Annotated in this window: 23 protein-coding genes and 2 other annotated features; of the genes, 7 read left to right on the top strand and 16 right to left on the bottom strand. The window is 40.4% G+C overall.

The features are described from left to right. Positions 1 to 16: 16 nt before the first annotated feature. Genes scpB through B5F08_RS05770 form a run of 3 tightly spaced genes read right to left on the bottom strand, consistent with a single transcriptional unit; the run spans position 17 to position 2,126 of the window. Positions 17 to 613: an SMC-Scp complex subunit ScpB gene (gene scpB / locus B5F08_RS05780; RefSeq protein ID WP_087377297.1), complete on the bottom strand. Its 597-nt coding sequence runs from the start codon at positions 611 to 613 to the stop codon at positions 17 to 19. Beyond that, on the bottom strand, positions 610 to 1,416 hold the full coding sequence (locus B5F08_RS05775) for a segregation and condensation protein A (protein ID WP_242968308.1): 807 nt from the start codon (positions 1,414 to 1,416) through the stop codon (positions 610 to 612). Before B5F08_RS05775 ends, scpB begins: the two co-directional genes overlap by 4 nt. Positions 1,417 to 1,442: 26 nt before the next feature. Next, on the bottom strand, positions 1,443 to 2,126 hold the full coding sequence (locus B5F08_RS05770) for a site-2 protease family protein (RefSeq protein ID WP_087377295.1): 684 nt from the start codon (positions 2,124 to 2,126) through the stop codon (positions 1,443 to 1,445). A gap of 259 nt (positions 2,127 to 2,385) precedes the next feature. Here B5F08_RS05770 and rpmB point away from each other — a divergent pair, with 259 nt between their 5' ends. From rpmB to rpsR, 6 genes are all read left to right on the top strand, one after another. Continuing rightward, positions 2,386 to 2,592 (top strand): 50S ribosomal protein L28, encoded by a 207-nt coding sequence (rpmB, locus tag B5F08_RS05765; protein WP_087377293.1) that lies wholly within the window; start codon positions 2,386 to 2,388, stop codon positions 2,590 to 2,592. A gap of 169 nt (positions 2,593 to 2,761) precedes the next feature. Then, positions 2,762 to 3,322, top strand: coding sequence for a DUF1836 domain-containing protein (locus B5F08_RS05760; protein WP_158096232.1), 561 nt, complete (start codon positions 2,762 to 2,764; stop codon positions 3,320 to 3,322). Between the two features lie 29 nt (positions 3,323 to 3,351). After that, the gene (locus tag B5F08_RS05755) at positions 3,352 to 4,215 is read left to right on the top strand and encodes a prohibitin family protein (protein WP_158096231.1); all 864 of its coding nucleotides are present in this window, start codon (positions 3,352 to 3,354) and stop codon (positions 4,213 to 4,215) included. A gap of 231 nt (positions 4,216 to 4,446) precedes the next feature. Further along, positions 4,447 to 4,740 (top strand): 30S ribosomal protein S6, encoded by a 294-nt coding sequence (rpsF, locus tag B5F08_RS05750; RefSeq protein WP_087377288.1) that lies wholly within the window; start codon positions 4,447 to 4,449, stop codon positions 4,738 to 4,740. 21 nt (positions 4,741 to 4,761) lie between these two features. Further along, a complete protein-coding gene (locus B5F08_RS05745; protein WP_087377286.1) occupies positions 4,762 to 5,271 on the top strand; it encodes a single-stranded DNA-binding protein in 510 nt (169 codons plus the stop codon). 58 nt (positions 5,272 to 5,329) lie between these two features. After that, the gene (rpsR, locus tag B5F08_RS05740; protein ID WP_087377284.1) at positions 5,330 to 5,569 is read left to right on the top strand and encodes a 30S ribosomal protein S18; all 240 of its coding nucleotides are present in this window, start codon (positions 5,330 to 5,332) and stop codon (positions 5,567 to 5,569) included. A gap of 69 nt (positions 5,570 to 5,638) precedes the next feature. Here rpsR and B5F08_RS05735 read toward each other — a convergent pair whose 3' ends face one another. From B5F08_RS05735 to B5F08_RS05690, 10 genes are all read right to left on the bottom strand, one after another. Beyond that, positions 5,639 to 5,866 (bottom strand): hypothetical protein, encoded by a 228-nt coding sequence (locus tag B5F08_RS05735; RefSeq protein WP_087377282.1) that lies wholly within the window; start codon positions 5,864 to 5,866, stop codon positions 5,639 to 5,641. Then, complete coding sequence (locus B5F08_RS05730) at positions 5,859 to 6,362, bottom strand: hypothetical protein (RefSeq protein ID WP_087377280.1); 504 nt, start codon at positions 6,360 to 6,362, stop codon at positions 5,859 to 5,861. The genes B5F08_RS05735 and B5F08_RS05730 overlap by 8 nt, the downstream gene beginning before the upstream one ends. Positions 6,363 to 6,528: 166 nt before the next feature. Then, entirely contained in the window at positions 6,529 to 7,677 is a 1,149-nt protein-coding gene (fucO, locus tag B5F08_RS05725; protein WP_087377278.1) for a lactaldehyde reductase, read from the bottom strand. Between the two features lie 187 nt (positions 7,678 to 7,864). Further along, entirely contained in the window at positions 7,865 to 8,653 is a 789-nt protein-coding gene (locus B5F08_RS05720; RefSeq protein WP_087377276.1) for an ABC transporter ATP-binding protein, read from the bottom strand. Then, positions 8,640 to 9,584, bottom strand: coding sequence for an ABC transporter permease (locus tag B5F08_RS05715; protein ID WP_087377274.1), 945 nt, complete (start codon positions 9,582 to 9,584; stop codon positions 8,640 to 8,642). Before B5F08_RS05715 ends, B5F08_RS05720 begins: the two co-directional genes overlap by 14 nt. Before the next feature lie 79 nt (positions 9,585 to 9,663). Beyond that, positions 9,664 to 10,668, bottom strand: a complete 1,005-nt coding sequence (locus B5F08_RS05710; RefSeq protein ID WP_087377272.1) for an ABC transporter substrate-binding protein — start codon at positions 10,666 to 10,668, stop codon at positions 9,664 to 9,666. A gap of 145 nt (positions 10,669 to 10,813) precedes the next feature. Further along, positions 10,814 to 11,041, bottom strand: a binding site (T-box leader). A gap of 95 nt (positions 11,042 to 11,136) precedes the next feature. After that, positions 11,137 to 12,066 (bottom strand): leucine-rich repeat protein, encoded by a 930-nt coding sequence (locus B5F08_RS05705; RefSeq protein WP_087377271.1) that lies wholly within the window; start codon positions 12,064 to 12,066, stop codon positions 11,137 to 11,139. A 219-nt stretch (positions 12,067 to 12,285) separates the two neighbouring features. Next, the gene (alaS, locus tag B5F08_RS05700) at positions 12,286 to 14,919 is read right to left on the bottom strand and encodes an alanine--tRNA ligase (protein ID WP_087377269.1); all 2,634 of its coding nucleotides are present in this window, start codon (positions 14,917 to 14,919) and stop codon (positions 12,286 to 12,288) included. Positions 14,920 to 14,980: 61 nt separating this feature from the next. After that, positions 14,981 to 15,186: a binding site (T-box leader), on the bottom strand. 66 nt (positions 15,187 to 15,252) lie between these two features. Beyond that, positions 15,253 to 15,813, bottom strand: a complete 561-nt coding sequence (locus B5F08_RS05695; protein WP_158096230.1) for a DUF3267 domain-containing protein — start codon at positions 15,811 to 15,813, stop codon at positions 15,253 to 15,255. Positions 15,814 to 15,840: 27 nt separating this feature from the next. Further along, positions 15,841 to 16,773, bottom strand: coding sequence for a DUF7916 family protein (locus tag B5F08_RS05690; protein WP_442856061.1), 933 nt, complete (start codon positions 16,771 to 16,773; stop codon positions 15,841 to 15,843). 231 nt (positions 16,774 to 17,004) lie between these two features. Between B5F08_RS05690 and B5F08_RS05685 the strand changes: the two genes are divergently transcribed. Next, positions 17,005 to 17,385 carry a desulfoferrodoxin family protein gene (locus B5F08_RS05685; RefSeq protein WP_087377265.1) on the top strand — a complete coding sequence of 127 codons (381 nt, stop codon included), beginning with the start codon at positions 17,005 to 17,007 and terminating at the stop codon, positions 17,383 to 17,385. Between the two features lie 626 nt (positions 17,386 to 18,011). Here the strand turns inward: B5F08_RS05685 and B5F08_RS05680 are convergent. The 3 genes from B5F08_RS05680 to B5F08_RS05670 form a co-directional block, all read right to left on the bottom strand. Then, complete coding sequence (locus B5F08_RS05680) at positions 18,012 to 18,671, bottom strand: ABC-2 transporter permease (protein ID WP_087377263.1); 660 nt, start codon at positions 18,669 to 18,671, stop codon at positions 18,012 to 18,014. Positions 18,672 to 18,696: 25 nt separating this feature from the next. After that, positions 18,697 to 19,356: an ABC-2 transporter permease gene (locus tag B5F08_RS05675; RefSeq protein ID WP_087377261.1), complete on the bottom strand. Its 660-nt coding sequence runs from the start codon at positions 19,354 to 19,356 to the stop codon at positions 18,697 to 18,699. Continuing rightward, positions 19,353 to 20,041, bottom strand: a 689-nt coding sequence (locus tag B5F08_RS05670; RefSeq protein ID WP_143256361.1) for an ATP-binding cassette domain-containing protein, incomplete at its 5' end; no start/stop codon positions are given. The genes B5F08_RS05675 and B5F08_RS05670, both read right to left, overlap by 4 nt.

The raw sequence follows: 20,041 nt of genomic DNA, 5'->3' as shown, positions 1-20,041 counted from the left end.
TTGTTATGATAAGGACTTATTTAGCCATATCAAGAAGGCTTTGAGCCTCACCGGCAAGGGCGGAAAGCTCTTCTCCGGTAAGGGGTTCTTCTTTTTCTCCCTCTTTTTCAGGCAGGCTTGGCAAATCATCCAAAGAGGAAAGACCGAAGCATCTCAAAAAGTTTTCAGTCGTTCCGTAAAGCAGAGGTCTGCCGGGAAGTTCAAGTCTTCCTCTTTCTTCAACCAAATCCTTAGCCGCAAGGCTTGACAGAACGCCGCTGCAGTCAACACCTCTCACCTGCTCCACAAAAGCCTTGGTGACAGGCTGATTGTAAGCCACAACCGCCAAAACCTCTAACGCCGCCTGGGATAACGGTGTGTTTCTCTTCAAATCCATAACGGTGCGTATCTGAGGCGCATAAGCTTTTTTAGTAACCATCTGATAGGAGTCGTTGAGCTTTATAATCTCAAGTCCTCTTTTCTCACTGTTATATTCTTCCACAAGCACTTTGATATATTCAAGTGCCTGAGCCTTTTTTATGTCCAAAGCCGACATTATTTTATCTATGGAAACAGAACCGCCGGAAGCAAACAAAATCGCTTCTATGGCGCAAATATTTTCTCTGTCTGTCATACTTCTTCACCACCTGCTTCATTTTCCGGTTCTTCATCTTTAGAGTAGGACAAATCCGCCTCTCTCTGGAGCTGTTCTATATCGCCCAAATCGTCCTTAACAACCACCTGAGCATTTTCTCCGTCGCCCTCTATTCGTATGCGCTTGCCCTTTACAAGCTCCAGCACAGCCAGGAATGTGGCAACAAGCTCTCCCCTTTCGGTACTTGTTTCAAAAAGATTGCCGTAGGTAAGGTTGTGTTCGTTTTTAAGGCGTCTGAGCACATGGACAATCCTTGAGCCGACAGACACAATCCTCTTTGCCACAATTCCGGAAAAAGCCTCTGCCGGCGGCGGAAGACGTCTTTTTCCCCTGCCGCAGGCGCTCTCGTAACCTCTGGCGATATCCTCGGGAGGATGCTTTCTTTTATAGGTGAGGTCGTACTCGACCGGAGAAGCTCCCCTGTAAAAGGCGTCAAAGTTTGCCATAGTTCCCAGAATAGCGGCTGTTTTTCTGCAAAGCTGATACTCTATAAGCTGACCCTCAAGCTCTTTTTTAAGCTCCTGAGCCTCTTCCTCGTGCTTTGGAAGCAGGAAAACCGACTTGATATAGACAAGTCTTGAAGCCATCTCCAAAAACTCGGAAGCTATATCCATGTCCTGCTCCTGCATTTTTGAAATCTGCTCCATATACTGCTCTAAAAGCTCGCTTATTTGAATATCGCAGATATTTATTTTATTTTTGGAAATCAGAGTAAGCAGCAAATCCAGCGGCCCCTCAAACTCGGGCAGCTTGTATTGCAGCACAACCGGTGAATGTTCCAACAATTATCCCTCCGCTGTAAAACTTATTATAAGAAACTAAAAGGCAAACCAGTAAGCCACATAATGCCGTTGTAAATATAGTTTGCAACAAAGTTGATAGGATAAGAAAGCACTCCCACCCACATCAAAGCCAAAACTATAAGGATAAAGTATCTTTCATAAGGAATAAACTTATAAAGTATTCTGTCAGGCAAACATGCATAGAGCACCTTTGAGCCGTCAAGGGGCGGTATTGGAATAAGGTTAAACACCGCCAAAATAATATTGATAAACACATAATTCACTAAGAAACTCAAGATGATATATCCTGCGGTATTTGTATAAATAAATCTTGCACAGAATGTAACATACATGTTTAAAAACAGTCCGCCCACAGTTGCGGCAATCAAATTGGCAAGAGGACCTGCCAAAGCCACAAGAGCCATATCTCTTTTTGGCTTTTTGAAATAGCGTGAATCAATAGGTACAGGCTTTGCCCAGCCGAAACCAAACAACAGCAGACACAAAGCACCTAACGGGTCTATATGCTCAATAGGATTTAATGTAAGTCTTTTTCTGTATTTGACGGACACATCGCCCAACTTGTAACCAACAAAGGCGTGAGCCCACTCGTGAAATGGCAGAACCAAAAAGATAATAAGCAGAACCGCCAGAATTGTAGCTATAGCGGATTCAAAGGTGAGTCTGCCGTTAATCAAATCGAAAAGCATAATATACCTCCTGATATACTTGATTTTGTAGTATTTTTGTTTTATACTCTGTATTTGAATACAGAAATACAGTTTAATTATATTACATTTTCCTTTTAATTACAATAGCCATAAAGGTATACATGTAAATAATGCACAAATATTGGTAATATAAAAAAATTATTGAAATAAAAAGTTAAAACCCCTTGCATTTACAGATGAAATCTGTTATTATAGCATAGTTAAAATGTTTATTATGATTCTAAGGAGGTGCAGAAGCATGGCAAAATGTGATTTCTGCGGTAAGGATATTGCTTTCGGTATAAAGGTTTCCCACTCACACAGACGTTCAAACAGAACATGGAAGCCAAATGTAAGAAGAGTTAAGGCTGTAGTTAACGGTACACCTAAGCACGTACACGCTTGCACCCGCTGCTTACGTTCAGGTAAGGTAACAAGAGCTGTTAGCGCTCCTAAGGCAGTTTAATATCAATACGCACACTTAAATCCCCGAGCAGGACTCGGGGATTTTTATTTTTGTATTTTTTCTACAAATACATATGTTAAGGTTTGTACATAATAATATTGCGAACCCTATTGACAGTCACGTGAACTCATGATATAATCTTCTCAACTCAATAAAGGGAGTGATGAATTTGATATTAACAATCCCGGGAACGGCAATATCATATAAAGAAGGTAACGAGAACAATGTATACGGTTTAATCGAACCTGTATTCAAGGCAACCGGAGGTCTTACTCTCGCCCAGGTAAGAGAGATTACGGGACTTGAAACCACCACAATCCAAAATTGGGTAAAGCGTGGCTGGGTTATGAAACCCGAAAACAAGCGTTACAAGGAACGCCATGTTATAAGAATTATTCTTATAAACAGTATAAGAGGTTCAATACAGATTGAAAAAATTATCCGCCTTATGGAATACATAAACGGCGACGTGGAAGACACCTCCGACGACCTTGTTCCGGACAGCACTCTTTTTAACTTGTTTTTCAAAACTGTTTGGCTGTGCCAAAGAGATAACTTAAACGGCGAAGAAGAAATGCTTAGGGCAATCGAAAATGAAACCCAAGGTATTGATTATCTTAATTCCGACGGAAAAGAAAGATTATCAAAAGCTTTGCTTATTATGACTCTGGCATACCAAAGCTCCGTTATAAGACAAAAGGCAGAACGTATTATAAATAATTTATTATGATTTTTAAATCAAAAAGTGAGGAAGTAGAAATGGAAGGATTCAATCCGGTAAACAAAGTAAATTCAAAGGTCAAAAAAATTATCCCCATAGTTGCGGTCATTATTGTAATAGCAATTATTGCATCATTTTCCATAGTAATCGTTCCCGCCGGAAGCACCGGCGTTGTGATGACGCTTGGTAAGGTTTCCGACAATGTAATGCAGGAGGGACTTCATTTTAAAGTTCCTTTCGTTCAGAATGTGGCGATAATAAGCAACAAAATCCAGAAACAGGAAGTTCAGGCAAACGCTGTTTCAAAGGATTTGCAGACAGTTGAAAGCGAAATTGCGGTAAACTACCGTGTAGGACTTGACTCCAGCGCCAACATTTATAAGAACATCGGCGAAAGATACGAGGAAATAGTTCTCCTCCCCGCAGTTCAGGAAAGCATGAAGTCAGTCAGCGCAAAATACACAGCCGAAGAGCTTATAACTCTCCGTGCTCAGGTGGGCGAAGAAATCAAATCTTCTCTTGAAGAAAAGGTAAGCGAATACGGTATTGTTATCGAGAAATTCAGCATTGTAAACTTTGATTTCTCAGAGGAATTTAACGAGGCAATCGAAGCAAAGCAGGTTGCCGAACAGAACCTTATAAAAACCAAAACCGAGCAGGAACAGGCTATAGTTATAGCTGAGGCAGAAGCCCAGAAAAAGCTTATTGCCGCTCAGGCAGAGGCAGACGCTATCACTGCAAAGGCACAGGCACAGGCGGACGCCAACAAGCTTTTGGCAGAATCCCTCAACGACAATGTTGTTGAATATGAAAAAATCCAGAAGTGGGACGGAAAGCTTCCGACTGTTACAGGTTCAGACGCTTTGATAAGCTTTGACCCCAACCAAAACGAAGAAGAATAATCACAATTTAAAACAATTTAGTTTTTGTCAGGCAGTGAAAACTGCCTGATTTTTTATATAATCTTGTGCAAAAAACAAGACTTAAACTCCCTCTTTTCGGCAATTATTTTTTTGAGTGTTGCACTTGACAAAATCCGGAGACATGCTATAATAATTAAAGTTATGTTAATTTTACCTGCATAACTTTCCTTGCGGCGAAAGCCGCCAAAAGTCCAAAAGGAGGTGCAACAAATGGCAGTAAAGGCTAATTACGAGACAGTAATGGTTATTTCAATGAAGCAGGGTGAAGAAGGAATCCAGGCAATCGTTGAGAAGTTTAAGGCTTTGATTGAAAAGCACGCTACACTGCTCAACGTTGACGAGTGGGGCAAGAGAAGACTTGCATACCTCATCAACAAAGAGAGTGAAGGCTATTACGTTTTGATGAACTTTGAGAGCGAAGCAGAGTTCCCGGCAGAGCTTGATCGTGTTTACAAGATCACAGACGGCGTTCTCCGTTCTCTCATCATCAAAAAAGGTGAATAATTAAGGTATTGGAGAACAACTATGCTAAATAGAGTTATTTTGATGGGCAGACTTGTTTCAGACCCTGAACTCAAGACAACATCATCAGGCATCAGCGTTACAAGCTTCAGAATTGCGGTTGACCGCAGTTATGTTAAAGCAGGCACAGAACGCCAGACAGACTTTTTTGATATAGTTTGCTGGAGAAGTACCGCAGAGTTTGTATGCAGATATTTCTTTAAAGGCTCTCTTATCGCCCTTGAAGGTCAGCTTCAGAGCAGAACCTATCAGGCAAAAGACGGCTCTAACAGATATGTTGTTGAAGTTGTGGCTGACAACGTTTCATTCACCGGCGAACGCAGAGAAGGCGGCGGATATTCCCCGGGAGGCTACTCACAAGGCGGCTACTCTCAGGGTGGTTATTCACAGCCATATGACGCAGCTCCTCAGCGTGGTTATTCTGCTCCGGCAGAACCGGCAGCTCCTTCCTACTCAAACGGTTCGGCAGGAGATTTTGAAGAGATGCCCCTCGACGACGACTTACCGTTTTAAGACCTTAACACCTTAAACAAAAACTTAACGATTAAATATATGAAAGGAGACCTTTACCATGGCTGAAAGACCTATGAATCGCAGCAGAAAGCCACGCAAGAAAGTTTGCGGTTTCTGCGTTGACAAGGTAGAAAACATAGATTACAAGGATATCGCAAGACTCCGCCGTTATATGTCAGAGCGCGGCAAGATTTTGCCACGTCGTGTAACAGGCACATGCGCAGCACACCAGAGAGCTCTCACAGTAGCAATTAAGCGTGCTCGTCACCTTGCTCTTCTTCCTTACACAACAGACTGATAATTGTCTATGTGACTTAAAAATTACACCCTATCCGATTGGATAGGGTGTTTTTTTCATAGAAAACTTTTAATTATATAACTTTTTTAGTTTTCTGCTAAAAAAATTTGAATTTTCATTATTTCCGCACCGAAGCAGAAAATGACTGTTTTTTGAAATTTTTTTAGGTTCTTTTAGAACTTTGAAATCACTTTCAAGAACAAATCCGCATTTTTTTAGAAAGTCATACCTTTCTTTTTCCGACATACCGTCAAGAGCTATTTCTATTTCAGATAGAATCCTTTCTTCTTTAGTCACGGATATCACTCCTTCTTATTATCTGCGTAAATTTAATGCAGCTGTTATCCTTTACACAGAATTCTTTTCTCAATGGCCTTTCATCCATTATCATTTCAATTACTTTTGGCTCTCTTGGAAAACTTCTCGACATAACCTTAATAGTATCGCTCAGTTTCCAAATACAATTCATCGCTGCACATTGATTTTTTTGAGCCATCTTTTTATCCTTAGGGTTAATTACTACTCCATATTTAATTACCATGTCAATAGCTTTACGACAAATATTTAAGCCCTCTTTAGTATCAAGATCAAGATATTCATCGTCGTCAATTTTTATAACTGAATGCAGAATTGATTCGCTGTTTATCCATTCATACGCATCTGCAAAATTAAAATAGAAATATATTCCTTTTCCAAGCCATTCCTTATCACTTTCGGATGGCTTAAAAAAATTCTCCTTTAATATATTATCTGCACTTTTGTTACTTGTACCATGATAACCAGTTAGAAACATAACCTCACCCTATTATATTATAACAAATGCGTCAAGAAAAAACAATAAAAACATCGAAAAAACAGAAAAATATTAAAATAACAAGACAGCTCCAATACATTATCAGAGCTGTCTCTAATTTTTTATATAATATAATATAATATAATATAATTGTATAATATATAAGTTACATCAAAGACTTGTAAAGAGCCTTTATTTCCTCAACTGAGGTGTCACGTGGGTTGCCCGGACGGCAAGCGTCTGCATAAGCTGACTCGGCAAGGAAGTCCAAATCCTCTTCTTTTACGATTTCTTTCAGGTCAGCAGGAATACCAACATCAGCGGAGAGCTTCTTAACTGCGTCGATAGCAGCCTTTCTGTACTCTTCAACGGTCATTTTCTCTGTTCCCTCTACGCCCATAGCTGCGGCAATGTACTTATACTTGTCGCCTGTTGCCTCTGCGTTATATTCCATAACTGTTGGAAGAATAATAGCGTTGGCAACGCCGTGAGGTGTGTCATAAACTGCACCAAGAGGATGAGCCATTGAGTGAACTATACCCAAGCCAACGTTGGAGAATCCCATACCTGCTACATACTGACCGAGAGCCATTCCCTCTCTGCCCTCCGGTGTGTTTTCAACTGCACCACGGAGGTTTTTAGAGATTATCTCAATAGCCTTCAAGTGGAACATATCTGTCATATCCCAAGCGGCTTTTGTTATAAAGCCCTCGATTGCGTGGGTCAAAGCGTCCATACCTGTAGCAGCGGTAAGTCCCTTAGGCATTGATGACATCATGTCAGGGTCGATGATTGCAACAACGGGGATATCGTGTGTATCAACACATACAAACTTTCTGTTCTTCTCAACGTCTGTGATAACGTAGTTTATTGTAACCTCAGCAGCTGTACCTGCTGTTGTAGGAATAGCGATTGTAGGAACTGCTTTATTTTTTGTAGGAGCAACACCCTCAAGACTTCTTACATCTGCAAACTCAGGATTTTCAACAATAATGCCGATAGCCTTTGCTGTATCCATTGCGCTTCCGCCGCCGATTGCTACAATGTAATCAGCGCCGCTGTTTTTGAAAGCTTCAACGCCTGTCTGCACGTTTTCGATTGTAGGGTTAGCCTTTACATTGCTGTATACTTCATAGGCAAGGTTGTCCTTATCGAGAACATCCAAAACCTTCTGTGATACTCCGAATTTAAGCAAATCAGGGTCAGTAACAACAAAAGCCTTTTTAAAGCCTCTTGCCTTTGCCTCTGTTGCAACATTGGCAATAGCGCCTGCTCCATGATAAGATGTTTCATTTAATATAATTCTGTTAACCATATGTATATCCTCCATTTCGTTATGGCTATTATTTACAATATATATTGTGGCACAGCAAATGTTAATTGTCAATATAAATCTTTTAAAAATCACCTATATTTCTATTTATATATTATGAATTTTCACACATATATCCATATTATTTTAAAAAAATCGGGACAACCGCAATGCAGTCATCCCGTGAATATCAAAGTATCATTTTGTCTGTAAATGAATCGTTGGCTGTATCTGAGTAAAGCTTCATAAGCTTTTCAAGGGTCATACCCTTTCTCTCTTCCCCGCTGAGGACCATAACAATTTTACCGCCTGACATTACAATTGTTTTATTTCCTGTTGTGAGAGCGTCGGAAATATTGTGAGTTACCATCATTGTTGTTATGTTATTCTCCTTGACAATGCTGTTTGTCAAATCCATAACCTTTTTAGCGGTAACAGGGTCAAGAGCGGCTGTATGCTCATCCAGCAAAAGAAGCTTTGGAGTAACTATTGTAGCCATAAGCAGTGTAAGAGCCTGTCTTTGACCGCCGGAAAGCAAACCAACCTTTGTTTTAAGTCTGTCCTCAAGTCCCAGACCCAATCTGCTTAGTGTTTCCTTATAAAACTTCTCGTCGCTTTTTCTAACTCCTATTCCAAAGCCACGGCGTGTGCCTCTGCCGTAGGAAAGAGCCAGATTTTCCTCAATAGTCATGTTGGGAGCAGTTCCCTTTAAAGGGTCTTGGAAAAGTCTGCCCATATACTTTGCCCTTTTGTGGTTTGGCATATTTGTAATATTCACACCGTCCAAAGTGATTTTACCGCTGTCGGGGATAAAAGTACCGGCAATAGCGTTGAGCATTGTAGATTTTCCCGCTCCGTTGCTTCCGATGATTGTTACAAAATCGCCTTTTTCCAAATTAAGAGAAACACCGTTGAGGGCAACCTTTTCATTTGCGGTATTGGGATTAAATGTAAGGTAAATATTTTCAAGACTTAACATTCTTTGTCACCCTCCTTGTTTTCTTCTTTGCTATCTTTTCACCGGTAACCTGTACACAGATTGCAATTACAACAATCAAAGCGGACAAAAGCTTGAAGTAAGAAGCCGGCAAACCGAACTGCAAAACGATTGTAATGAAAATTCTGTAAACCACAGCACCTAAAACTGCTGAGATTATGTTGTTCAAAATAGAACGCTTTCCGAAAATAGTTTCACCGATAATGATTGAAGCGATTCCCACAACTACAGTACCTGCGCCGGACTTTGCATCTGCAAAGGTCTGATCCTGTGCCAGCACAGCTCCGGAAAGAGCCACAATTCCGTTGGCGATTGCAAGTCCCAAAACCTTCATATTGTCGGCATTTATAGAGCTTGCCTTAACCATTTCCTCATTGTCGCCTGTAGCTCTCAAAGCCATACCCACCTGAGTACGCAGGAACCATACAAGAGCGATAACAGCAATTAAAAGTATTACAAACATAACCGGAATAATTGCAAGCTTTCTTGACACAGCGTCGCCGCCTATAAGGTCAATAGCAGGTGTAAACACTGTAGTCATTCCGTTTATGGAAACTGTAGGCTTGTCGCCCATGATAATCAGGTTGATTGAATAAAGTCCGGTCATTGTAAGTATTCCGGCCAAAAGTGCGGGAACTTTCAGCTTTGTGTGCAAAAGTCCTGTGATAACACCGGTGATTGCTCCGGCAAGAAAAGCCAAAATAAGGGACAAAATCGGGAACAAAACTCCGCCGCCGAAAGGCTGCTGAAGCTGAGTGACCATAACTGATACTGCGGCACCTGTTATAAAGGAACCGTCAACTGTCAAATCAGGTATATCAAGAACTCTAAGGGAAACAAATACGCCCAAAGCCAAAATAGCGTATATAATTCCCTGTTCTATAGAGCCAAGACCCAAGGTTAAATACTGCAAAATAAACACCTCTCAAAAATTCTTCATACATACTCATCCGCCGGAAAACTATTTTTGTTAACCGGCGGAATTATTTTAATTATTCAAAAATCACTGTTTTGTCGCTGTTCAAAATCTCATCGCTGAGTTCAACTCCGATAGCGTCTGCTGTTGTTGTATTTACATATGTGTACAAATCCTCAAAAACCATAACAGGAATATCGGAAATGCTTGTTCCTTTAAGAACCTTATCAACCATATTGGCTGTTTCAATTCCCAAATCCTCATAGGTAATACCGATTGATGCAAAACCGCCGTCCTGAACAAGAGAATCTGCTCCTACATAGCATGGGATTTTTGCATCCTTACAAATCTGAGAGAGAATTGACATACCCTCGGCAACAGTGTTGTCTGTCGGTGAGAATACTGCGTCGCACTTTGTAACAAGTGATTCAGCCGCCTGCTGAATAGCTGTGCTGTTCTCAACATTGGCTTCAACATAACTCAAGCCCTTTTCCTCACAATATGCCTTTGCTCTTTCAATATTTGCTACAGAGCTGTCCTCACCTGAGTTGTAGATAAATCCAAAGGTTTTGATATCCGGTGTAAGCTCCAAAGCCATGTCGATTATCTTTTCAACAGGAACGCTGTCTGAAGTACCTGTGATGTTTTTGTCAGGCTTTTCAAGGCTTGTGGTAAGGTTTGCTGCAACCGGGTCGGAAACCGCTGAGAAAACAACAGGAATCTGTGAAGAATAGTTCATAGCAGCTGTAGCTACCGGTGTGGAAATTGCGACAACAATGTCGTAACCGTCTGCTACAAATTTATCCATCATAAGAGGAATTGTTGTTGAGTCATTCTGAGCTGACATACAGGAAATCTCAGCATTTTCGCCGTCCTTGTATCCAAGCTCTTCCAGTCTGTCAATAATTGACTGTTCAATGGTATTGAGGGATGAATGTTCAACTATCTTGATAATTCCGATTTTAACTGATTCACCTGATGACTGACCATCTGTGTTTCCGCCTTCGCTGTTTCCGCCGCATCCTGTGAAAATCGCTGCGCACATAAGAATTGACAATACTATAGATAAAAACTTTTTCATTTTTACTCACCTTTCATATTTCAAAAAATTATTTTATACTGATATTTTTCTAAAAAACTTTTATGAAATACGCCATCGTTCTTTAAGTAAAATCATATTATCACCTTAAAAACAAAAATAAAAAAGTCCTCGGGTTATACTATAACCCAAGGACAGACAATCAAAATATCTGCGGTGCCACCTTGTTTGGCGAAACGCCCACTCATCGAATGCAAACACATTCTATCTCTGTAACGTGAGAACACGTTGCGGGATACTTTGTTCCCCCGCACCCTCCGAGGTCCATTTGCAATACCGGTTTCTGCCTCAATCCCAGCACCTGAGGCTCTCTGTGAGATCGTATAATGCGTTATCTCCTCATCAATGGTTTAATGTATTAAAATATTAACTGACATTATTATATTCTCATTCATTATAAATGTCAAGCTTTTTTTGACATTTTATTCAAAACATTACAAATTTACGTCATTAAACTATGTAACCCGCTATTATCAGCTGTAAGCAAGTCACGTCTGTCACGTTAAATTTTCCGTCACCGTTAAAATCATAAGTGGATTTTCCGAAAAAACATTCCTTCTTTTTTGTAAGAAACTTTTGAAGAAGTTCGCAGTCAAGGTTATTAACAACTCCGTCGGCATTTAAATCTCCGGCGTTGTTGTTTTCAAACTTGTTGTAGTTCCCACCTGTGACAAAGGAATTCCCGCCAGCCTCATTAGCTTCCTGAACTTCACCTACAGAGGAAAACTCAATCCCCTTTTCATTGGCAAAGGTTTCGGCATAGGAACCGCTGTAGCCGTATATTACAAGCTTATCACAGCCGTCAAAAGCATGCTCTTCAATATATGTAGTTGCCGGAGGTATATACACATATTCAAGTGATTTACAACCGTAAAAAGCATACTCTCCTATTGACTTAACAGTTTCCGGAAGAGTAATTTCCTTAACAGAAGAACATCTGTTAAAAGAATATTTCTCTATACTTTCCGGCTGTCCCTTAATTTCAATGGTTTCGGCAGATGAACAGCTGTAAAAAGCATTTGCGCCGATTTTTGTCACCGAAGCCGGAATAATTATTTTTTTAAGATTTATACACCCTGAAAAAGCGCTGTCGCTTATGGTTTTTATAGTTTCAGGAAAGTTTACCTCTGTTATGTTTTTGTTACCGTAAAAAGCGCTCCAGGATATTTCGGTCACATCTCTGTTTGAAATCTGACTTGGTATATCCAAAACGGAAGAAGTTCCCATATATCCTGCAACGGCGATAGTTCCGTCATACCTGTATGTATACTTATAATCATCACTGGCAAAATATGTCTCTGCGCTTACAGGGAAATGGGTTAATACGGTAATAAAAAAAAGAACTGCCGCTGCCGGCAATACACCTTTTGCGCATTTCATTGATATTCCTCCCTATCAAAGGAAAAACACTTTAGTAATCCCATAGTTCCTTTTAATTCTATCTGATTTATCAAAATAAATCAAGATAATATCCTCTTTTGCGCTAAATTTCATTAACTTTTCACATAATGCGACATATTTTTCACATTAAAACAGCAAAAGAGAAACCCAAACCGAAAAACGGTTCGGATTTCTCCTGTAAATATGTTATCTTAAAAATTATTCCTTTATCATGTCGAGAATAATTGCCTTTGCCTGCATAATAGCCTCGTCAACCTTTGTTGGGTCTTTAGCTCCAGCCATAGCCAGGTCAGGCTTTCCGCCGCCGTTGCCGCCTGCAATCTGAGCAACTGCCTTAACTATCTTGCCTGCATTTGCGCCCTTCTCTCTTGCTTCCTTGCCGCATGCGCATCCGAAAGTAACCTTACCCTCGTTGATACCTGCAAGAACAATTACAGCCTTTGGAGCAACGTCGAGAATTTTTCCGCACATTTCCTTAATCATGTCGCCTGTAACGTCAGTCATAGCTGCACAGATAATTCTAACGCCCTTTTCAAGCTGGCTGTTAGCCATAAGGGAATCAATCTGAGTTGCAGCAATCTTATCGCTGAGCTCCTGAATTTTTCTTGACTGCTCTTTAAGCTCGCCGGCAACTCTTTCTGCGCCTGCAACAATCTCTCTCGGATTGGAGATTTTAAGTGTAATAGCTGTCTGTGCAATCATGTTCATTGCGTTTTCAACCATAGCCAAAACGCCGTGGCCTGTCACTGCCTCTATACGTCTTACGCCTGCTGCAACAGAGCCTTCCTGTCTGATTTTAAACAAGCCGATTTTTGCTGTGTTGTCAACATGAGTACCGCCGCAAAGCTCTGTAGAGATATCTCCTGCCTTTACAACTCTTACGATGTCGCCGTACTTTTCGCCGAACAAAGCCATTGCGCCCATTTTCTTAGCCTCTTCAATAGGCATTTCCTTAACCTCAACAGGCATACCTGCAAGGATAACCTCGTTGACTCTCTCCTCTACAGCCATAAGCTCCTGAGCTGTCGGAGCTGAGAAGTGTGTAAAGTCAAATCTTACAGAATGGTCTGTAACAAGCTGACCTGCCTGCTCAACGTGATTTCCCAAAACCTCTCTCAAAGCAGCCTGGAGCAAGTGAGCAGCAGTGTGGTTTCTCATAATATCCATACGGCGCACAGCGTCAATTTTAGCGTCAGCAGACATACCTACAGCCACGCTGCCTGACTTTACAACACCAGCCTGGAGGAAAATTCCGCCCTGGTCCTTAGTTGTGTTTGTAACTTCAATCTCAAAGCCCTCGCCGGAGATAACGCCTGTATCGCCAATCTGACCGCCGCTTTCACCGTAGAAAGGAGTTTTGTTGAGAACAAATATTGCGCTCTCGCCCTCGCCTACAGCCTCTACACGCTCGCCGTCCTTTACAATAGCGAGAATTTCAGCCTGAGTTTCATTTTCGCTATAGCCTACAAACTCAGTTTTTGCAACGTCTGTAAGGTCTGTGCTGTCGCTTATCCAAGCGTCTGCGCCTGCGTTCTTTCTCATATCACGGGAACGCTTTTTCTGCTCTGCCAAAAGCTCATAGAAACGGTCTATATCAACGGAGATACCCTTTTCCTCAAGAATTTCTCTTGTAAGGTCAATCGGGAATCCGAAAGTATCGTGAAGCTTAAAGCTGTCCTCACCGGAGAGAACCTCAACATCGCCTCTGTCGATAATGCCCTGGAGCATATTCATGCCCTGCTCAACAGTGTTAAGGAAGTTTTCCTCCTCAACCTTAATAAGCTTTGTGATGAACTCCTGCTTTTCTCTAAGCTCAGGATATGCGCTTTCGTTTTCCTTAATAACAGTTTCGCAAACCTTGTAGAGGAAAGGCTCTTTCATGCCCAAAAGTCTGCCGTGACGTGCAGCTCTTCTCAAAAGTCTTCTGAGAACATAGCCCTTGCCCTCGTTTGATGGCATAACGCCGTCGCCAATCATAAAGGTTGTGCTTCTGATGTGGTCTGTAATAACACGAAGTGAAATATCGCTCTTTTCGCTCTCGCCGTACTTAACACCTGTAAGCTCGGAGATGTGCTTCATAATGTTCTGAACTGTGTCAACCAAGAACAGGTTGTCAACACCCTGCATTACACAGGCAAGACGCTCAAGTCCCATACCTGTATCGATGTTTGGATGGTCAAGAGGTGTGTAGTTGTTGTGTCCGTCGTTGTTGAACTGAGTAAATACCAGGTTCCAAACCTCAACAAATCTGTCGCACTCACAGCCAACATGGCAGTCAGGCTTGCCGCATCCCTTTTCAGGGCCTCTGTCGAAATAAATCTCAGAGCAAGGGCCGCATGGACCTGAACCGTGCTCCCAGAAGTTGTCCTCTTTGCCCATTCTTACAATGTGGCTTGGGTCAACTCCAACCTCCTTTGTCCAGATGTCAAAAGCCTCGTCGTCGTTTTCATAGATAGAAACATAGAGAAGCTCCTCAGGCATTTCCAAAACCTTTGTAAAGAATTCCCATGCCCAGGCTGTAGCCTCGTGCTTGAAATAATCGCCGAAAGAGAAGTTACCGAGCATTTCGAAATATGTTCCGTGACGAGCTGTAATACCAACACGCTCAATATCAGGTGTTCTGATACATTTCTGACATGTTGTAACACGCTTTCTCGGAGGTGTAACCTCTCCTGTAAAATACTTTTTCATAGGAGCCATTCCGCTGTTAATAAGCAAAAGGCTGTTGTCGTCCTTTGGAATAAGGGAAAAGCTTGGAAGTCTTAAATGACCCTTGCTTTCAAAGAAAGAAAGAAACTTTTCTCTCAATTCGTTAAGTCCTGTCCACTGCATAATTATTACTCTCCTTGTTTTCCTTTTATCTCATTCAATAAAATAAAAAACTCCTGCCCCGAAATGGGACAGGAGATAAACCTGCGGTACCACCCAAATTGCCGTTTTAAAATTAAAACGACCCCTTGAATTTCTTTAACGCAGAAATACGTCCGGCTCATCACCGAAAGCTCAGGGGCGGCCCATAACCTTTTCCGAAGAACTTTCCACCAGCCGTTCTCTCTCTTTGCGGAAATAAAAGTTAATTAACCCCGTCAACGCCGTAATAGGTTATATAATTTTATCTTGATTATTATACTCCCAATAAATCCTATTGTCAATACAAAACATAAATCATTCCGCTGAATAAAATTCCATTGACACACCGGAGTCAAAAACAAGCACATCCTTTGGCATTTTTGAAATCTTATGTACAACATACATATCTCCGGTAGAACCTGCGATATTATAAATCTGAATCAGGTATATCACCCAAAACCATTCAATACCGCAAATCAGATTAAGTATCATAAGCACCACGCCCCAAATCACCATGGGAGCCAGCGCAGTAACAATATACATATTTTTATTGAAATAATCCTTGCTGCCGGCATATGCATACAAGAGAGAAAATCCGTATTTAACGGTCTTTGAACCGAAAAATTTCATTGCCATTCCATGGACAAGTTCATGCAATACCAAGTAGATAAACATGCCGGCAAATATAATTATAATTTTTACAATGTCAAAATACAGAAAATATTCTCTTGTAGTAACCACGCCGGCGATTATTCCCATTACAGCGGCAACAGCCAAAGCGGCTATATTTATTCTAAGCGCAAGCTTTTTATCCTTTTGCAAATCCAAGGATAAAATCCTTCTGTAGCCCTGCGGTAATTCAGATAAGCATTTCATTGTTCTATCCCTCATATTTAAAACAAATTATTTTTCTCTCGCAAGTGACTGAGCCATTCTGTGGTAAGTGTGTCTTATTCCCCTTATAGCCACACTGTAAGCCATAATATTTTCAGGCAGAGCCATTCCCACATAACCTGAATCGCCTATATGGTGAATATCTGTTCCTGTCATCTTACACTCAAGGGCAATTCTCTTTATTGTGTCTGTGTCTGCACCCTCCTGAGATGTTCCTATAGATGTTATTGTAAGCTTTCCAAGGCTGTGGGCATAGCTTACAAGTCCTCTGATATACTCTGTAGTGATACCCGGAACTGTTCCCGGCGCAGGAAGAAGAATAATATCTGCACCAGCCTCGGCAAAGCTTTTTATATCATCCTTGGTTATAATATTTTCTCCGCCCTCTCCCACAATACCGGAAGCGTGCATTTTTCCTGCGCAAAGGGCAATTCTATCCCCGACTCTTTCGGAAATTGATTTCAGAGAATCTACAATAGCCTTATTGCTTACGCCGTTTCCCGGATTGCCGGTGAGAACAATCATATCAACGCTCATATCTGCGGCAATTTCAGCATTATCTGCTGTTGCATATCTTCCTGCGCTCATTTCCCACAAGGTTTCTGCGTTTTCCTTAGCTGCTTCATCGTCAACAGGTTCAAGGTTTATTCCCACCATTCTTCCTGTAAGTCTTTTAACCTCTCTCACAGTGTCCTCCGGCTTTACTTTAGGCAGAGCCATTATATTCGGTGTTCTCACGTCAAACATATTTAAAAGTATTAAATCTGCCCCCATAGAAGCTGCAAACTCTGCATTTGTAACATCTGTAAGCAGAGGTATTGTAACGCCGATAGTTTCAGAAGCAAGTACTCTGCCCTCGCTTCCTGCTATAGCGGATAAAAACTCGTCCTTTGTAAGATTTATAAGCTCCTGTGGAACCATATTCAAAATTCTTTTTGCCAATTTTAATTCCTCCTTAATGTGGATTTTTTATTTTAATTATACCATAACGCAGACTTAACGTACAGCTTTTATTATGTCCATAATAACCGAAAAAACAGCTTTAATTTTTCACATATAAAATAAGTAAAAAACATATAATCTTATTGTAATTTTCACATAATTAGACTATAATAAAAATGTAACAAAAAGACAAAATATATGTAAGACTCAAAATTAAAGGAGGATAATAACATGAAACAAAGATTTTTTAAATGTGAACACTGCGGTAACATCATCGCATTTGTAGAGGACAAAGGTGTTCCTGTTGTATGCTGCGGAGAGAAAATGAAGGAAATCATTCCTGGTTCTACAGACGCTGCAACAGAAAAGCACGTTCCTGTTATCGCTGTTGACGGTAAGAAAGTAACAGTAACAGTCGGCGAAGTTCCACACCCAATGGCTGAAGAGCATTTTATTGAGTGGATTTCCATAGAAACAAAAGAAGGCAACCAGCGCAAAGAGCTCAAGCCGGGCGCAGAACCAAAGGCAGAATTTGTTCTCTGTGACACAGACGAAGTTATCTCTGCTTTCGCATACTGCAACCTCCACGGCCTCTGGAAAGCTGACAAATAATTTTTTTATATCCGTTTATTTTATTTCCGCCTTGGACAGATTCATCTGGAGGATTACCTCCTCGATGCGGCGGGTTTAAGTTTGTTTTCCTGACTGAGAGTGGTTTACTCTATCAGAGGTGCGATTATAGTTCAATCTAAAAAACACCATATGTCAGGGTTAAGTTTGTTTTCTGACTGAGAGTGGTTTACTCTATCAGAGGTGCGATTATAGTTCAAGCTAAAAAACACCATATATCAGGACTAAGTTTGTTTTCCTGACTGAGAGTGGCTTTCTCTATCAGAGGTGCGATTATAGTTCAAGCTAAAAAACACCATATATCAGGACTAAGTTTGTTTTCCTGACTGGGAGTGGCTTACTCTATCAGAGGTGTGATTTATGTAACTATAAAACAACACTTATAGTTCAATCTTAAAAAACACCATATGTCAGGGTTAAGTCTATTTTCTGACTTGGAACCGTTCATTTATAATTTTTAAAAAAGCTAAAACTGCCGGAAAAGTTTTTACACTTTCCGGCAGTTTATTTTTTTATCTTTTTTTATAAAGCAGGTATCTTATTATAGCCAAAACGATTACACCGCCTGCTATCCAGCAAAATATATACTCCATAAAACGCCTCCGAAATCAAAGCTCACGTTTTTTCATTATTCTGACGCTCATCATATAGGATATTACAAGTATAATAACAGTTCCAAGAATTCCAGCCGCTGTCATAAGCACCATATTTTTCATAATCTCGTTTACAAAGAAATTCAATGTCTCTTCACTGTAATTTCTCAGCACCAAAATCATTGCCGCAAGCACCAGCATACTTCCGATTATAATGCACATAAGAACAGCCTTTCCGTTTATAGAACCGAATTTCAGCTGTACAGGTATTAAAACTGACATTAAAACAATCATAACCAGCCACAAAAGGCAAACTATAAGCATAAGTCCGTTAATATCCAAAGTATCTCCCTTTAAAAAGGTTACAGCCGTTACAACAGCTATTGAAACTACTACACCTAAAATAAGACTTACAACACCCAGCAGGTATTTGCTTTTGACATATTCTTTCCTGCTGACCGGCATTGTCATCAAAAAAGACGTGCCGTTTTCCATATCATCAAAGCTTATGGTTGTTGTAAGCAGAGAAATAACCATAACTGCAACATATGCGAATAAATACACTGCCAGTCGGGTTTTTGAGAAAGCAGCCATAGACACTAAAATCGGAATAAATAGAAAAACATTTTTATTGCTGAATATAATCCTTATATCCTTTATTATAAGACCTTTCATTTATTCTCACCGCCAGTCTTTTCTATCAAAGCTCGCGTTTTTTCATTATACGATTGCTTATTGCGTAAGAAAGACACAAAAGAAGTGCAACTACCAAAACGCTTATAACAGTTGACATAACAGCATTTCCCAGAATTACAGTTTCAAGAAACCAGTTCAAATCTAAATTCAAGACCTCTAAAAGCTGAATAGCTCCGAAAGCACCTGCAACACTCAAAATAACCACTGCAAAGAGAACCACTCTTCCATGTTCTCCTCCAAATTTAAGCTGAATGGGCAGTAAAATTGATATAAAAACAAGCATCATGAAAAATATCACGGCACAGGAAAATACCAGCTCGTTAAAATCAACCTGACCCTTTTTCAGCATATTTATAGCTACATTCAGAACCACAGACAACAAGATGCCGCAAAGCTCAGCAACAACAGCGAATACATATTTTCCCCTTACGTAATCCTTTCGGCTCACCGGAAGAGTCATCAAAAATGATATACATCTGTCGTAATCGTCATAGCTGATTGTTGTAACAACCAGAGTTGTAAAAAGGATTGATATATAGGAGGTTACAAAAGCTGATATAGCCACATCGGTAAAGGCAACCATACCCATAATCACAAGTATAACTAAAAACATACTCTTGTTGCTAAGTATGATTTTTAAATCCTTAATTAACAGGCCTTTCATGGATTTTCACCGCCTATCATCATTGTAATGACGCTGTCAATTCCTCCACGCTCCACAACTATTCCCGGATAATTATCCATATAGAACTGTTTTTCATCGGTAAGACAGCTGACACCGAAGTTTTCTTTTTTAATCTTCAAAATATGTGATTTATCAAGCTTTCTGTATTCTTCATCCCTGAGCTTTAATATTCCGTAACTGCTCAAAATAACGTCGGTATCCTGATGAAGAATAATTTTTCCGTTATCAATCATGTATATATCGTCGCATAAACCTTCCAAATCTCCGGAAATATGGGAGCTTATAAGTATCGCTCTCTCCCCCTGCTCCATATATTCCCTAAGCATATCAATTATACTTTCCCTTGCCATAACGTCCATACCTGCGGTTGGCTCGTCTAAAATCAGCAAATCCGCATTGTGGGTTATGGCAATAATCAATTTCAACCTTGCTTTCATACCTGTGGAAAACTCTTTTATTTTCTTATTCAGAGGCAGTTTCATCTGTTTGCATTTTTTCAAAAAGTCTTCCTTATCAAACTGTGAATAAACAGCGGACAAAACAGGTATTATATCCTTTACCTTTAATTCTCCGGAAAAACCGCTGTCCGAAAGCAAAACGCCTATTTTTTCCTTATCCTTTGACTTAAAATCGGAAAGCTTCTTTCCGAAAATCTCAATTTCTC

The organism is Anaeromassilibacillus sp. An172 (genome assembly GCF_002160515.1).
Taxonomy (GTDB): Bacteria; Bacillota; Clostridia; order Oscillospirales; family Acutalibacteraceae; genus Limousia; species Limousia pullorum.
This window is presented reverse-complemented; position numbering and strand designations above follow the sequence as displayed.

Excerpts from the sequence above, each read along its gene's own strand:
- scpB (WP_087377297.1), bottom strand. The coding sequence starts at position 613 with ATGACAGACAGAGAAAATATTTGCGCCATAGAAGCGATTTTGTTTGCT.
- B5F08_RS05770 (WP_087377295.1), bottom strand. The coding sequence starts at position 2,126 with ATGCTTTTCGATTTGATTAACGGCAGACTCACCTTTGAATCCGCTATA.
- rpmB (WP_087377293.1), top strand. The coding sequence starts at position 2,386 with ATGGCAAAATGTGATTTCTGCGGTAAGGATATTGCTTTCGGTATAAAG.
- B5F08_RS05755 (WP_158096231.1), top strand. The coding sequence starts at position 3,352 with ATGGAAGGATTCAATCCGGTAAACAAAGTAAATTCAAAGGTCAAAAAA.
- rpsF (WP_087377288.1), top strand. The coding sequence starts at position 4,447 with ATGGCAGTAAAGGCTAATTACGAGACAGTAATGGTTATTTCAATGAAG.
- B5F08_RS05745 (WP_087377286.1), top strand. The coding sequence starts at position 4,762 with ATGCTAAATAGAGTTATTTTGATGGGCAGACTTGTTTCAGACCCTGAA.
- rpsR (WP_087377284.1), top strand. The coding sequence starts at position 5,330 with ATGGCTGAAAGACCTATGAATCGCAGCAGAAAGCCACGCAAGAAAGTT.
- B5F08_RS05730 (WP_087377280.1), bottom strand. The coding sequence starts at position 6,362 with ATGTTTCTAACTGGTTATCATGGTACAAGTAACAAAAGTGCAGATAAT.
- fucO (WP_087377278.1), bottom strand. The coding sequence starts at position 7,677 with ATGGTTAACAGAATTATATTAAATGAAACATCTTATCATGGAGCAGGC.
- B5F08_RS05720 (WP_087377276.1), bottom strand. The coding sequence starts at position 8,653 with ATGTTAAGTCTTGAAAATATTTACCTTACATTTAATCCCAATACCGCA.
- B5F08_RS05710 (WP_087377272.1), bottom strand. The coding sequence starts at position 10,668 with ATGAAAAAGTTTTTATCTATAGTATTGTCAATTCTTATGTGCGCAGCG.
- B5F08_RS05705 (WP_087377271.1), bottom strand. The coding sequence starts at position 12,066 with ATGAAATGCGCAAAAGGTGTATTGCCGGCAGCGGCAGTTCTTTTTTTT.
- alaS (WP_087377269.1), bottom strand. The coding sequence starts at position 14,919 with ATGCAGTGGACAGGACTTAACGAATTGAGAGAAAAGTTTCTTTCTTTC.
- B5F08_RS05695 (WP_158096230.1), bottom strand. The coding sequence starts at position 15,813 with ATGAAATGCTTATCTGAATTACCGCAGGGCTACAGAAGGATTTTATCC.
- B5F08_RS05685 (WP_087377265.1), top strand. The coding sequence starts at position 17,005 with ATGAAACAAAGATTTTTTAAATGTGAACACTGCGGTAACATCATCGCA.
- B5F08_RS05680 (WP_087377263.1), bottom strand. The coding sequence starts at position 18,671 with ATGAAAGGTCTTATAATAAAGGATATAAGGATTATATTCAGCAATAAA.
- B5F08_RS05675 (WP_087377261.1), bottom strand. The coding sequence starts at position 19,356 with ATGAAAGGCCTGTTAATTAAGGATTTAAAAATCATACTTAGCAACAAG.